The organism is Nonomuraea terrae, from assembly GCF_004348995.1.
Taxonomy (GTDB): domain Bacteria; phylum Actinomycetota; class Actinomycetes; order Streptosporangiales; family Streptosporangiaceae; genus Nonomuraea; species Nonomuraea terrae.
In genome coordinates, this window is the sequence record NZ_SMKQ01000002.1 from 47,071 (window position 1) to 60,306 (window position 13,236).

The 13,236-nt window shown below is 70.9% G+C and carries 12 protein-coding genes; 5 read left to right on the forward strand and 7 right to left on the reverse strand.

Annotated features, from left to right (window positions below; translation table 11 throughout):
- Window positions 1-16 precede the first annotated feature (16 nt).
- Window positions 17-712: a methyltransferase gene (locus E1286_RS01170; RefSeq protein WP_132608265.1), complete on the reverse strand. Its 696-nt coding sequence runs from the start codon at window positions 710-712 to the stop codon at window positions 17-19.
- Between the two features lie 108 nt (window positions 713-820).
- On the opposite strand from E1286_RS01170, the gene E1286_RS01175 reads away from it, so the two are divergent.
- The 3 genes from E1286_RS01175 (at window position 821) to E1286_RS01185 (ending at window position 5,926) form a co-directional block, all read left to right on the forward strand.
- Window positions 821-1,291, forward strand: coding sequence for a hypothetical protein (locus E1286_RS01175; protein WP_223189416.1), 471 nt, complete (start codon window positions 821-823; stop codon window positions 1,289-1,291).
- Window positions 1,292-1,379: 88 nt separating this feature from the next.
- Window positions 1,380-2,189 carry a macro domain-containing protein gene (locus tag E1286_RS01180; RefSeq protein WP_132608267.1) on the forward strand — a complete coding sequence of 270 codons (810 nt, stop codon included), beginning with the start codon at window positions 1,380-1,382 and terminating at the stop codon, window positions 2,187-2,189.
- Between the two features lie 119 nt (window positions 2,190-2,308).
- Window positions 2,309-5,926: a S8 family peptidase gene (locus E1286_RS01185; RefSeq protein ID WP_132608269.1), complete on the forward strand. Its 3,618-nt coding sequence runs from the start codon at window positions 2,309-2,311 to the stop codon at window positions 5,924-5,926.
- Here E1286_RS01185 and E1286_RS01190 read toward each other — a convergent pair whose 3' ends face one another.
- From E1286_RS01190 to E1286_RS01200, 3 genes are all read right to left on the reverse strand, one after another.
- Window positions 5,927-6,916 (reverse strand): TrmB family transcriptional regulator, encoded by a 990-nt coding sequence (locus E1286_RS01190; protein WP_132608271.1) that lies wholly within the window; start codon window positions 6,914-6,916, stop codon window positions 5,927-5,929. It lies immediately after the preceding gene.
- A gap of 83 nt (window positions 6,917-6,999) precedes the next feature.
- The gene (locus tag E1286_RS01195) at window positions 7,000-7,446 is read right to left on the reverse strand and encodes a nucleoside deaminase (RefSeq protein ID WP_132608273.1); all 447 of its coding nucleotides are present in this window, start codon (window positions 7,444-7,446) and stop codon (window positions 7,000-7,002) included.
- A gap of 225 nt (window positions 7,447-7,671) precedes the next feature.
- Window positions 7,672-7,932 carry a hypothetical protein gene (locus tag E1286_RS01200; RefSeq protein ID WP_132608275.1) on the reverse strand — a complete coding sequence of 87 codons (261 nt, stop codon included), beginning with the start codon at window positions 7,930-7,932 and terminating at the stop codon, window positions 7,672-7,674.
- 195 nt (window positions 7,933-8,127) lie between these two features.
- Here E1286_RS01200 and E1286_RS01205 point away from each other — a divergent pair, with 195 nt between their 5' ends.
- Entirely contained in the window at window positions 8,128-8,457 is a 330-nt protein-coding gene (locus E1286_RS01205; protein ID WP_132608277.1) for a hypothetical protein, read from the forward strand.
- 35 nt (window positions 8,458-8,492) lie between these two features.
- Here the strand turns inward: E1286_RS01205 and E1286_RS01210 are convergent, their stop codons facing one another.
- Window positions 8,493-8,993 carry an AAA family ATPase gene (locus E1286_RS01210; protein ID WP_132608279.1) on the reverse strand — a complete coding sequence of 167 codons (501 nt, stop codon included), beginning with the start codon at window positions 8,991-8,993 and terminating at the stop codon, window positions 8,493-8,495.
- An 81-nt stretch (window positions 8,994-9,074) separates the two neighbouring features.
- Between E1286_RS01210 and E1286_RS01215 the strand changes: the two genes are divergently transcribed.
- Window positions 9,075-10,118 carry a dienelactone hydrolase family protein gene (locus E1286_RS01215; RefSeq protein WP_132608281.1) on the forward strand — a complete coding sequence of 348 codons (1,044 nt, stop codon included), beginning with the start codon at window positions 9,075-9,077 and terminating at the stop codon, window positions 10,116-10,118.
- A 379-nt stretch (window positions 10,119-10,497) separates the two neighbouring features.
- Here E1286_RS01215 and E1286_RS01220 read toward each other — a convergent pair whose 3' ends face one another.
- Both E1286_RS01220 and E1286_RS01225 read right to left on the reverse strand, forming a co-directional pair.
- The gene (locus E1286_RS01220; RefSeq protein ID WP_132608283.1) at window positions 10,498-11,430 is read right to left on the reverse strand and encodes a COG1470 family protein; all 933 of its coding nucleotides are present in this window, start codon (window positions 11,428-11,430) and stop codon (window positions 10,498-10,500) included.
- A gap of 117 nt (window positions 11,431-11,547) precedes the next feature.
- Window positions 11,548-13,167, reverse strand: a complete 1,620-nt coding sequence (locus tag E1286_RS01225) for a purple acid phosphatase family protein (protein ID WP_187368096.1) — start codon at window positions 13,165-13,167, stop codon at window positions 11,548-11,550.
- Between the last annotated feature and the right edge of the window lie 69 nt (window positions 13,168-13,236).

The following is a 13,236-nucleotide window of genomic DNA, read 5'->3' on the forward strand; positions in this document are numbered from 1 at the left end:
GGCCCGGCCGTACCGATCACGTCATCCTGAACGTGTAGTAGTCGACCTGCCAGCCGTCCCGCTCCAGGGCGCGGTGGGCGACGACCTCGGTGGCGAAGCCCTCCTCGCGGGCCAGGCCGCGCAGGTGGTCGAGGTCTCCCGAGGTGCCGAAGCCGATCAGCATCCGCCCGCCGGGGGTGAGGTGGGCTCGCGCGCCGCGGAAGAACGCGGTCATCGCCCGGTAGCCGGGGTCGGCGCCGGCCAGCTCGGACGCGTCGCGCGGCGTGAACCAGCGGTACGGCGGGTCGAAGACGATCAGGTCGAACCGGCCGTCGACGGCCTCGTAGACGTCGCTGAGCCGCACCTCCACGCGGTCGGCGACGCCGTTGCGCTCGGCGTTGCGCCGGGCGGCCTCGACGGCGGCCGGGTTGACGTCGACGGCCAGCACCTCGGCGGCCTTCGAGGCGGCCAGGATCGCGTTGACGCCGCTGCCCGTGCCCATGTCGAGCACGCGGTCGCCCTCTCTCACCTCGGCCAGCACGGCCTCGCCGAGCAGGTGGGACAGGCGCGCGATCGGCATCACGCCGGGCGGCACCACGATGGTGCGGCCCAGGTAGGCGAAGGTCTGCTCTCCAGCGCCCTCCTCGCGCATGGCGCGGTAGGCGTTCTCATGCCAGCGGCGGATCCGCTCGACGTGCTCGGGCGGGAGCCGCGGAACGTACTCGTCGGCCATTTCGTCCACTTTTCACGAGATCTTCAGAATGCGCTGAGACTCCTCTGAGGATCCGCCGAGAACGTGAGGAGGACAACAGGATTTCCCATCGGACGGTGGTCGCCGCACATGACCTCAACTACCCCTCGAACCGCTGAAGCTCGCCGGCTCGGCCCCTCCTCCGCGGTCCGGCTGGGGCTGCTGGCGCTGGTCGCGGTCGGCATCGCCGGCGCCGGGCTGGAGCTCGCCTTCGAGCGCCACTGGCAGTCGTTCACCCAGCTCATCCCATGGGTGGCCGTGGCGGCCCTCGTGGTCGCGCTCGTGTTGCTCGCCGTGTCCGCGCGCACGGTGACCGTGGTGCGCGTGCTGGCCGGGACGGTGCTGCTGGCCTCGGCGTACGGCGTCTTCATGCACGTGTCGGTCAATTACGGTGTGGGCGCGGGCATGGACCCGGCGTGGGACTCGCTCTCGCCGCTCACCCAGTGGTGGTACGCGCTGACGAAGACCGTGGGCGCGGCGCCGCCGCTCGCGCCCGGCATGCTGGCGCAGAGCGCGCTGCTTCTGCTGCTCGCCACCCTGATGCCGAAAACGCGGGCCTGATCGACGGAAATTTGGGCAGAGATCTACCCAGAAGGCGTCGAACGACGTATCTTCCAGGCTCTGGCGCATTTCCTCGGGAGGGCGGCGGGTGGGTCTCGTCCAGGGGCTGCGGGCGGTCGTCCGCACGCCGCGCGGCCGGGTGCTCCTGGCCGCGCACTTCCTCATGGCGTTCGGAGCCCTCGCGCTGGTGGTGCTGGTCGCGCAGGCGTCAGGGGCGGGGCCGGCCGGTCCGGTCGTGCTCGCCGGCTGCGTGGTGGTGTCCGCGGTCTGGGCGCTGGCGCGGGCGTATCCGCGGTGCCCGATCTGGCGCACTTTTCCGGGAACGACGGTCTCGGTCCGGGTGGGCGACCCGCTGAATCAGGACGCCGACCTCGTGGTCGGGTTCGCCGACACGTTCGACACCGACCTCGGCGGCGTGCGGGGGAAACTGCTCGGCCGCCTGTACGACGGCGACCTGGAACGCCTGGACGGCGAGCTGGAACGTGCTCTGTCGGCGGTGGTGCCCCGCCGCGTCGAGACGCGCGAGTCGAAGCCCGTGGGCAAGCTCAAGCGCTACTCGCTGGGCACGGTGGCCACGATCGGTTCGCCGTACCGGAAGGTGCACTGCGTGGTCTCCCGCAGGATGGGCAACGACATGGAGGCGCGCTCGTCGGTGGACGACCTGTGGCTGAGCCTCGGGCGGCTGTGGGCGGCGATCGCGCGGGAGGGGCCGCTGGACCGGGTGGCCGTGCCCGTCGTCGAGGCGGACCCCGAGCTGTTGATCAAGATGGTCGCGGTGTCGTTCGTGGCCCAGTCGAGGACGCGGCCGGTCGCGCGTGAGCTGACCCTCGTCGTGCCCCGCGCCGACGCCGCCGGCATCGACCTCCTGGAGATCCGGGCCTTCCTCGCCGCGCTCTGACCCTGTCATTTTGACGACATGTCGCTGTTCGGCCAGGCAGATCGCGCCCTCCGAACAGGCAGAGTGCCGCATTCTCATGAGCGAGTAAAGCGACGTAGCACTACAGATCGGGTTCGTTCATGAGATGGATCACCCGCTTCGCCGCCGTGGGCGCGGGCCTGGCGATGCTGGCGCAGCCGGTGCCGGCGCACGCCGCGGCGCCCGAGCCGGCGACCGGCGGCGCGATGTACCGCGTCACGTTGATCACCGGTGACGTGGTCACCGTACAGGAGTTCGCCGGCGGGAAACGCGCGGCGACCGTGGAGCCCGGCGAGGGCCGGCAGGACGTCAGGTTCCTCACGCGGGAGGAGAACGGCGAGCTGATCGTGACGCCCGCCGACATGGTGCCGTACCTGTCCCGCGGCCTCATGGACGAGCGGTTGTTCTCGGTCAGCGGCCTGATCGAGCAGGGCTACGACGACGCGAGCAGCGACGTCTTACCGCTGATCCTGGCCTACGCGCAGAGCGGCGCGAAGGCCGTCACGCTGAGCAGCGTGAACGCCCGCCCCCTGCGCGCGGACAAGGACGAGCTGCCCGTCCTGTGGGGCGAGGCCGGCGCCCGATCGGAAGCGGCCGAGCCGCGGCTGCGCGACGGGCTGGCCAAGGTGTGGCTCGACGGCAAGGTGAGCGTGTCGCTGGAGCACAGCGTCCCGCAGGTGGGTGCGCCGCAGGCCTGGCAGGACGGGTACGACGGCAAGGGCGTGAAGGTCGCGGTCCTGGACACCGGGATCGACGCCGACCACCCCGACGTGGCCGGCAAGATCACCGAGACGCGGAACTTCACCGACGACCTGTCGGCCGAGGACCTGCACGGCCACGGCACCCACGTCGCCGCCACCGTGGCGGGCACCGGAGCGGCCTCGAACGGCCTGCGCAAGGGCGTGGCCCCCGGCGCCGAGCTGGCGATCGGCAAGGTGCTCGACTCCGGCGGCAGCGGCACGGAGTCGCAGGTGCTGGCGGGCATGGAGTGGGCGGCGCTGAAGAGCGGCGCCGACGTGGTCAACATGAGCCTCGGCGGCGACCCCACCGACGGCACCGACCCGCTCAGCGTCGCCGTGGACGAGCTGACGAAGCAGACCGGCACGCTGTTCGTCGTCGCGGCGGGCAACGAGGGCGGCGAGTACACCGTCGGCTCGCCGGGCGCCGCCGCCTCGGCGCTGACCGTCGGCGCGGTGGACGCCGACGACGCGCTGGCGTCGTTCTCCAGCCGCGGCCCGCGCCTGGACGAGGCCGTCAAGCCGGACATCACCGCGCCGGGCGTGGCCATCACCGCCGCCCGCGCCTCCGGCACTTCCCTCGGCACGCCGGTGGACGACCTGCACACGAAGCTCTCCGGCACCTCGATGGCCACGCCGCACGTGGCCGGCGCGGCGGCGATCCTGGCTCAGCGCCACCCCGAGTGGCAGGCCGGGCAGATCAAGGACGCGCTGGTGTCCACCGCCCGCACGATCGACGGCCAGACGCCGTACGAGCAGGGCGGCGGGCGCGTGGACGTGGCCCGCGCGCTGCGTCAGACGGTCACCGCCACCGCCTCCCTCAGCATGGGCGTGCACGAGGACGGCGACAAGGGGACCCCCGGCGGTGTCATCACCTACACCAACTCCGGCCAGGCCCCCGTCACCCTGACGCCGGCCCCGGTGCTGTCCAACCTGGACGGCGACGCCCCCGGCGAGGGCGCGGTCACCCTGTCGGCCACGACGGTCACCGTGGAGCCGGGCGCGAGCGCGACCGTCGAGGTCGCCGTGGACGTCGCCAAGCTGACCCACGGCCGGCACGCCGGCTACGTCACCGCCACCGCGTCCGACGGCTCCGCGGTCGCGCACACCACGCTGGCGCTGACCCGGCGCGCCGAGACGCACAAGGTGCACTTCACCGCCGTCGGCCGCGACGGCAAGCCCGCCCGCGTGCCCGTGATCATGATGTACGGCGCCGCCGGCCGCGACGACGCCATGGGCTACATCCTGTACGAGAACATCGGCTGGACCGTCGAGGTGCCGGTGGGCACCTACCACATGCAGGCGATCATGGGTGAGAGCCAGGAGGAGCTCCCCGTCGACACCCTCGTCGTCAAGCCCGAGATGGCGGTGACCGGCGACATGGAGGTGGTGCTCGACGCGAGGACCGCCGTGCCCGTCGAGATCAGGACGTCCCAGCCGGTGACGCAGGAGGGCATCTCCACCTACTTCACCCACCGCACGTACGGGTCGCGGAAGATCAGCCTGGGCTCGATGAACTTCCCGTCGGTCGAGGGGCTCATGGTCACCCCGACCGAGCCGGTGGCGAACGGCACGTTCGAGTTCGCCTCGCGCTGGCAGCTCGCCGCGCCCCGGGTCCAGGCCCGGCTGGGCAACGAGAGGCTGGTCGTGCGGCCGGCGATCCGGTCGCCCGAGTTCGAGGGCACCAAGCGTTGGAAGCTCGTCGACGGCGACGCCAAGGGCGGCGACGTGCGGGGCAAGGCCGTGGTGGTCGCCAGCCAGGACTTCGGCGACTGGGAGGAGCGGCTGGAGGGCTTCGCCGAGGCCGGCGCGGCCGCGGTCATCGCGGTCGGCCCGGACGGGCGCGCCATGTGGCAGCCGTGGCGGCCGGACGGCGACCGCGCCCCGCTGCCCACGCTCCTGATCACCCATGACCGCGGCCAGCCGCTGCTGGAGCAGGCGCGTACCGGCCGGGGCGTGCTGCACGTGACCGGCTCGTTCAGGGCGCCGTACCTGTACGAGATCATGCAGGTCTCCTCCGGCCGCGTGCCGGAGCGGGTCGTGCACGACGTGAACTGGACCAACACCGCCCTGGTGGACGCCGGCTACCACGACTTCGGCGGCGACGACCACGGCAAGGACCAGCGGTTCGGCTGGCGGCCGTGGCAGACGTACAGCCTGGATCTGCAGATGGAGACCCAGCGGGTGGTGCCGACGCCGCTGCGCCGCATGGAGTACGTCAGCGCGGGCGACACCCAGTGGCAGCACGTCGTGCAGCACCAGCTCACCTGGGAGTCGATGAACCGGCTGCGCGGCGGCCTGACGGACGTGCCGCGTTCGTACCGGCCGGCGGAGATCGCCAGGGAGAGCTGGTTCTCCCCCGTCGTCCGCCCGGCGGCGCGGGCCGCCTCGCGTACGGGGGACGTGCTGTCGTTCGACATCCCCGAGTTCGTGGACGCCGACGGGCACTACGGCTTCGTGGACGGCAGTGCCGCCGACGACACCGGCTCCGCCCGCTTCTACCGCGACGGCGAGCTCGTGCAGGAGAGCAAGACACTGAACGGCTCCTTCCCCGCCGTGCCGCAGGACGCCGAGTACCGCATGGAGCTGTCGACGACGCGCACCTCGGAGGACTGGCGGTACGCCACGGCCACCGAGACGTCGTGGACCTTCCGCTCGGCGCGTCCCGAGGGCACCCAGCCCGTGGCGCTGCTCGGCGTGGACTACGACGTCCCCGCGGACCTGGAGGGGAACGTCCGCAGGACCGTCCCGGTCCCGCTCGGCTTCACCGCGCGGAACGCGCGGACGGTGACCGCCGAGCTGTCGTACGACGACGGGCGGACCTGGCGCAGGCTGCCGCTCGCGCCGCTGGGCAGGGGCCGGTTCACCACCCTGGTGGCGCACCGGTCCACCGACACCGGCGTGTCCCTGCGGGTCACCGCCACCGGCGCGAACGGTGAGCGGTTCCAGCAGACCGTCACCCGGGCGTACGGCGTGAAGTAGCTACAACCAGCGCTCGCGGGCCGCATGCCAGGCCAGTTGCATCCTGGTCTGCGCGCCCGCGAGCCGCATCAGGTGGTAGACGCGGCGCTGCACCGTACGCAGGCTCAGCCCGAGCTGGCTCGCGATCGTCTTCTCCGGCACCCCGGCGACGAGCAGCGACAACAGGTACAGCTCGTCCGCGTCGAGCGGGCAGGCATCGCCGGGGTCGGCGACCTGCCCGTCCTCCAGGAACCTGATCGGCGTCGCCCGCTCCCACTGCGACTCGAACAGCGCGATCAGCGCCTCCAGCAGGCTGCTCCCGCGCACCAGCGCGGCCGTCGGCTCGGTCACCCCGGCCGCGTGCTGCACCAGCGGCACCAGCGCGGCCGACCGATCGGCGATCATCATCCGCACCGGCAGTGAGCGCACGGCCCGCGCCTGCTCGCCCAGCTTGATCCCGTACGCGACGTTGGCCACCATGCCGGGCTCCTCCAGCAGGGCCCGTTCGTAGATGACGCGGTAACCGACGCCGCGGCCGAGCGCTTCCAGCTCCTCGGTGTTGTCCTGCGAGGGCATCACGACATGTCCGGCGCGGCAGAAGTACATGACCTCCTCGCGGGCGGTGTTCTGCAGGTGGCGTACCTGCTCGCGCAGCGCGGCCCGGCTCGGCAGGATCTCGATCAGCCAGTCGGCGTCACGGCGGCGCAGGCTCGCCCGGTACTCCTCGGCGAGCTGCTCCACCGCCTGCCGGGCCCAGTCGATCGTCTCCTGCTGCCTGACCAGCCGCGGCCCGAGCGCCACCTCGGGGGCCACGGGCGCGTACCTGCGGCCGTGGGTGCCCGGCACCTCGCGGGTCAGGCCCGTGTCGCACATCGACCCCAGCGCGCGGGCCGCTCGCTCAGGTTCGACGCCCAGCTCGTCGGCGAGGTCCGCGACGTCCGCCTCGCCCGCTCGTACCAGTAAGCGGTACGCCCGTTCCTCCAGCTCTCCCAGTCCGGCAACCTCCAGCATGCCTCCATGATGGCACTGGACCACATAGGTCACTTACATCGGCTTAAATCACAAATGGCCAGGTGATGCGGTGAAATGTCGTGTCATCGTCCTCCGATGTCCTCGCTCCACTCCCGGGGATGCTCGCGCTGGAACCGCAGCATCATGGACGCGCACTCCTCGTCGTCCAGCACCACCACCTCGACGCCCCGGGAACGCAGGAAGCCCACGTCACCCGGGTAGGTGCGCCGTTCCCCGACCACGAGTCGCGGGATCCGGAACAGCAGCACCGCACCGCTGCACATCTCGCAGGGGGAGAGCGTGGTGTACAGCGTCGTCCCGCTGTAGGAGGCCATGCGCCCGGCGTTACGCAGGCAGGCGATCTCGCCGTGCGCGATCGGGTCTCCGCGCTGGATGCGCTCGTTGTGGCCGGCGGCGACGAGGCGCCCGTCGGAGGCCAGCGCGGCCCCGATGGGGATGCCGCCCTCCTCCATACTCCTGCGCGCCTCCTCGATCGCGACCCCCATCAGCGCCGCGTCTCTTTTGTCCATCTCATCCCTCCGACTCATCCCTCCGACGGGCTTCTCCACGTACCGCCCATGTCCTTCCCGCTGTTCGCCGCGCCGTTGACGGAGCCCTGTGACTACGGCGGGCGGCTCTCGGCAACCGAGCTCGAACAGCCCGACGAGGACGGCTGGGTCGCCGTCTCGTCTGCGGGGTGTGCGGTGGGAGGCGGGTTCGCTCCGAGCGCGATTGAGGGATCTCCCTGAGCGCTGTCAATCCTCGCCGAAGGTGATGACGATGTCCCTGCCGTTGGCGTAGCTCACCACGGGGCGCTGGAGCGAGTCGCTCACCCTGCGGGCGGCGTTCTGGAACAGCTCCACCATCTCCGGGGTGTCGGCGGTGATCCGGAAGCGGCCGCCGGCGAGGAGATGCTCGGCGACCAGCGGGGCGAAGGCCGCCTCACCCCGGGCCTTCTCCTCCGCGGTGAGCGGTGTGCGCCGGGGGGCGGGCGGGACGCCGAAGTGCTGGGACATCGATGGTCTCCTCCTGATCGCGGTCCTTCCAGGGTGCCACCCTTCGAAGGAGCCAATACTGCGATTTCGTGAAATACCGAATGATATTCCACTCAACAATAATACCGGTGTTGACTTTTTAAGTTTGAACATTAAAGATCGCATTGGCCCGGCCGGTGTCATGTCCTCTTCAACGGTCAGTTCAAGGGAGAAGTCATGCGTAGTACCAAGCTCACGTTCGCTTGGGGTCTCGCGGGCGCCGCGTCGCTGTGCATCGCGCTCGGATCCGCCGTGCCCGCCTCTGCCGAGTCGGGGTCGGGTGTCACGTTCTGGTCGGGTGATTTCACCGGCCAGTCGGTGACCCTCCCGGCGTCCACCGCGTGCGCCACCCTGCCGTTCACGGCGCACTCGGAGTCCAACGACACCGACACGACCATCCGCGTGTACGAGACGACCGACTGCACGGGTCGCGCGCTCGCGTACCCGCCCACCGACATCCACAGTTTCCCGACCTTCGACGGCCGCAGCTTCCGCGCGGTCGGCTGACCCAGCGAGGGCGAGCCCCGCACGGGGCTCGCCCTCTAACCGCAGGTCCCCCAGAGCGCCAGAACACGACCCACCGTCTCGCGCAGGGTCAGGTCAGTGGTGTCCAGGTACGCGTCGGCGCCGCTCATGGCCTCCTGCTCCCGGTGCAGCAGCGCGAACTCGTCCCAGGTGAGGTGAACCGGGCGGGTCAGGGCGCGCTCGCGGGCCCGTTCGTACGACGCGTGCAGGTGCACCACCAGGAGGTCGTCCAGGGCCGCGCGGTACACGCCGAGCGCGTCGGCGTTCAGGACGTCGGCGATGACGACGTCGATCGCGGCCTCGGCGAAGTTCCGGGCGAGGCTCGCCGCGTTGAGCGCGCCGAGGCGCCGCTGACGGCGACCTTCCGCGCCCTCCCAGGGGGCCGCCGCGCCGGCGATCACCAGTTGGCGGACGTCGTCCACGTCGACGAAGGCGCATCGAGAGCGGGCGGAGGCGAGCCGCCGGCCCACAGTGCTCTTGCCCGCCGCCGGTGGGCCGGTCAGCGCGAGGATCCGCATGGAGGTTCCGTACCCGGGGTGCTTGACGGCCAGACGGAGATCGGCTTAATTTCGGTCAAGACCGTTATCTAAAGAGCCCCCATGCGATCGGTCACCTACGACAGCTGGCGGCGGGAGCGTAATCGCCGGCAGCGGGTCGAACTCGAGGACTTTCTGCGGCGGACGCTCGTGGACGGGTACGCGACACGCCGTGAGGACGCGTGGCGGCGCGATCACACGGACGAGGACGCCTACGCGGCGAGCGTCGAGCCGAACAGGCTGCGCTGGGCGCGGCTGCTCGGGGTGCCCGAGCTCAAGCCGGCCGGTCCCGTGGAGGTCGAGGACCACCCGCTTCGCGACGACGTCACGACGAAGTGGGTACGGCTCCCGCTCGACAACGGCCTCAGCGCCGAAGCCGTCCTCGCCACCCCGCGGGGGGACCACGACGGCCGGCTCGTGGTGTTCCAGCACGGCCTGGACAGCGTTCCGGAGATCGCGTTCGAGGTCTGCGACGGGTCGGGGGCGTACCACGAAGCGGGGGTCGAGCTGGTCCGCAGGGGATTCACGGTGCTCGCGCCGTTCAACGTGGCCGGCTACGAGGAGCGCAACCGCCTCCAGCGGCTCGCCTGGATCGGCGGCGGGCTGGTGGAGGGCATCGAGTTCGCACGGGCGCGATGCCTGCTGGACGTCGTGGCCGACCTCGCGCCCGTCGACCCCGGCCGGATCGGCATGTGGGGGCGGAGCTGGGGCGGGCTGGCCACGCAGTACTGGATGCCCCTTGAGCCCCGGCTCCGGGCCGGCGTGATCTCGTCGTACTTCAACGAGCGCCTGGGCAAGCTGGCCGTGCCGGACCCGAGGTACACGTGTTTCCTCGACACACCCGCCTTCCACGCCCACCACCCCGGGCTCCTGCGCGAGTTCGCCGACGCGGATCTCCTCAGCCTGATCTGCCCGCGGCCCGTCATGGTGCAGCACGGGTGGGCGGACGACATCGGCTGGCCCGCGGAGGTCGCCGCCGAGTTCGAGCGGGCCAGGGAGCACTGGGCCCGCCTCGGCCACGCCGACCGCGTACGGCTCGAACTGCACGGCGGCGGCCACGAGGCCGAGCCGGACAGCGCCATCACCTGGCTCGAACGCTGGTTGTGAATAACGGCCCAGCCCTTAATGAAGAATCCCCACTGACGGGCTCGGAGTGACGAACGACCTCCTCTGGCACTGGTCGTCGGCCAGGACGAGAGCATGCGCACCCTCACCGTGGGCGTCGCCGGCCTGCGCCAGCAGGTCAGCCAGCTCCCCTGGAGATGGCCGGGGCGGTGCTGGCCTTCCTGCCGATCCTGATCGTCTACCTGCTGGCGCAGCGGCACTTCATGCAGGCCGCGATGATGTCCGGCCTGAAGGGCTGACCTTTTCGGGCGCGCAGGCGGGCCGAGGCACGCTCTCGCAGTGCGGGACCAGTTCGAGGGTGACGTCGGGGATCAGCACCCCAGCATGATCCGGCCGGGATCGGCGCGCTGTCGACAGCGTTTCAGGCGGAACGCCGGCGCACGAGCCGGTAGCCGAGCACGGCGAGCACGCAGACGACGGCGAGGAGGAGCAGCAGCGCCCACGGGAGCGTCCACGTGTGCGCGGTGGTCTGGACGGCGGTGAGCGGGGCGATCGAGTTGGACGCGTCGGTGAGCAGCGGCGTGAGCGCGACCGTCCCCGCCACCCGCAGCACGGGCGCCACCCCGCGGACCGGCACGGACACCTTCCAGGTGTCGCCGGGCAACAGCTGCGGCGTGTCCGCGATCTTCCCGGCGTCCACCGCCAGGCTGCCGAAGGGCCCGGACAGCGACACCTCCTGCCGGGCGGCGAGGATGGCGTTGCCCGTGTTGCGGATCGTGTACGCGACGGAGGCGTCACCCGCGCCGAACGGGTTGGACGTCCCCGAGTAGCTCACCCGCACGTCCTCCACCGACAGGCGCGGCTTCAGCTCGCCGCCCACGCGGAGGCGGATGCGGATGCCGTGCCGCTGGTTCCCCTCACCTTCGGTGACGACGCCGCCCATGTAGTCGCCGGGCGCCACGTCGCCGGGAAGGGTCAGCGTGAACGGCACCTCGGCCGACTGACCGGGCTCGACCGTCACGTCGGGGCGCTCTGGGCGGACCCACGCGCCCACCCCCGCCGCCTCGGCGTTCTTGGGACGCAGGTCGAGCCGCCCTTCGCCGGAGGTGAACGCGTCGGCGGCGTACACGGCCAGGTGGAGCGGCGTGGTGCCGTCATTCGTGATCACGATGCCGTCGGTGAGGCTCCCGCCGGGGTTCAGCACGTAGCTGTAGTTGTCCCGGTCGGAGCCGAAGTCGTTGGCGGCCGTGCCGACCGCCCATGAGGCGTCACCGTCCGCCGCGGCGGCGGGGCCGGCGAGGCCGAGCGCGGCGAGCAACGCCACGATGGCTGCGAACGCTGTGGTCGGACGCATCTGGTGAACCTCGGGCAGTCTGGGAGTTGCGGATGTGCGGATGGGGTGGGCGTCGGCGACGCCCACCCCACTACGAGGAGCAGGCCGGATCAGCGGGTCCGGCGCGACCGCGATCGGCTACTGGAGCCAGCTCGCCGTGGTGGTCGCGACCGCGCTGTCCTCATCGTCGTGGCCGTGGCCGTTGCCGTGGTCGTCCTTGCCGTCGTGACCGTTGCCGTGACCGTGGTCATCGCCGTGGTCATCGCCGTGGCCGTCGTCGTCGCGGGAGGGGTTGATGACCACCTTGTCGACGAGCGAGCCGACGGGCTGCGCGGGGCTGGCGCCGCTGTCAGGGCCGCACCAGGACTCCTGGCCCAGCTCCACGGCGGAGTTGGGGCCTTCGCAGTCGCCGCTGCGGACGTTCTCGACGGTCAGCTTGTCGTCGTCCACCTGGACCTTCACGTACGTACGCACGTGCTCCTGGTTCTCGACCGAGTTCGCCCAGTGGTTCTTGGGGTTGAGCGGGTCGGGACCGTAGTTCGGGTCCTTGGTGATGTCGGGCTTGCTCAGGTCGTAGTACTTCGAGCCGGAGGCGGAGTTGGCCGTCACGTAGATGACGCCGCCCGGACCGGCCTCGACCTCGGCGTCGCCGGGCTTCTCGTCCGGGTTCGCCTTCTGACCGTTCTTGATCACGTAGCTGCGGGAGTAGCTGTGGTCGTGACCCTGCAGGACCAGGTCGACGCCGAGGTTCGAGAAGGCGGTCGGGAAGTCCTTGCGGCGCAGCTGGTTGTCGCCGTCGTTGGCGTGGTTGGCCGGCGAGTAGATCGCGTGGTGGTAGACCAGCACGGTGTGCTTGGCGTCGGCGCCGTGCTCCTTGATGACCTTGGTGACGTAGTCGATGTGCGCGGCGTCGGAGCCGTTGGCGTAGGCGTTGCTGTTCAGGTCGATGAACAGCACGTCCTTGTAGGTGTACCAGTAGTCGCCGCCGGAGCGGGTGTTCGTGTCACCGTTGTAGAACGGCGTGGAACGGTCGGTGTTCGGCGTCCAGAAGTGCTGCTCGTACGCCTTGCCGCCGACGTCGTGGTTGCCGATGGTGGCGGCCCACGGGTACCGGCGCAGCTGGTCGGGCCGCAGGAAGTCGTTCCAGTTGGTCTCGTTGTTGGCGCTCTCGACCTGGTCGCCGCCGGAGACCAGCAGTTCGGCGTTCGGGTTGGCGGCGGTGGCCACCCGCAGGGTGTCGGCCCAGCCGTCGCCGTCCCTGGTCGAGTTGCCCGACGAGCCGATCTGCGGGTCGCCGAAGAACAGGAAGTCGAAGTCGCCGTCGAACTTCTGGGTCTTGAAGGTGTACGTCGGGGACCAGGTGCCGCCGGTGCCGACCCGGTAGGAGTACGAGGTGTGCTCCTTCAGGCCGTTGATCGTGGCGTGCCCGTTGTAACCGCCGCTGACGACGTTCGCGGTGACGGTGGCCGGGATGGTGACGGCGTCCTTGGGGAACTGGCCCTTGTGGACCTTGTGGGTGGGGGCCACCTGGACGACCTTGGCGGTGCCGTCCGCGGCGTACCAGGACACGACGCGCTGGGCCTCGTTGGCGCCCACGCCGAGGACGATGCCGGTGGGCGCCGTGCCGTCGGCGGCCTGGGCGGCGGCTGTCAGGCCGCTGCCGATCACAGCGCTGACGCCCATGACCGCCGCGGTGGCGGCCACAGCGGCCCGGCGAAGGAACTGCCCACGCCGCTGCGTGCCATTGTCAAGCTTCATCAGATTTTGTCCGTTCAAGCACTGAGAGGGTACTGAAAAGCCGATTAACCATTTCGGGCATCGGTGACC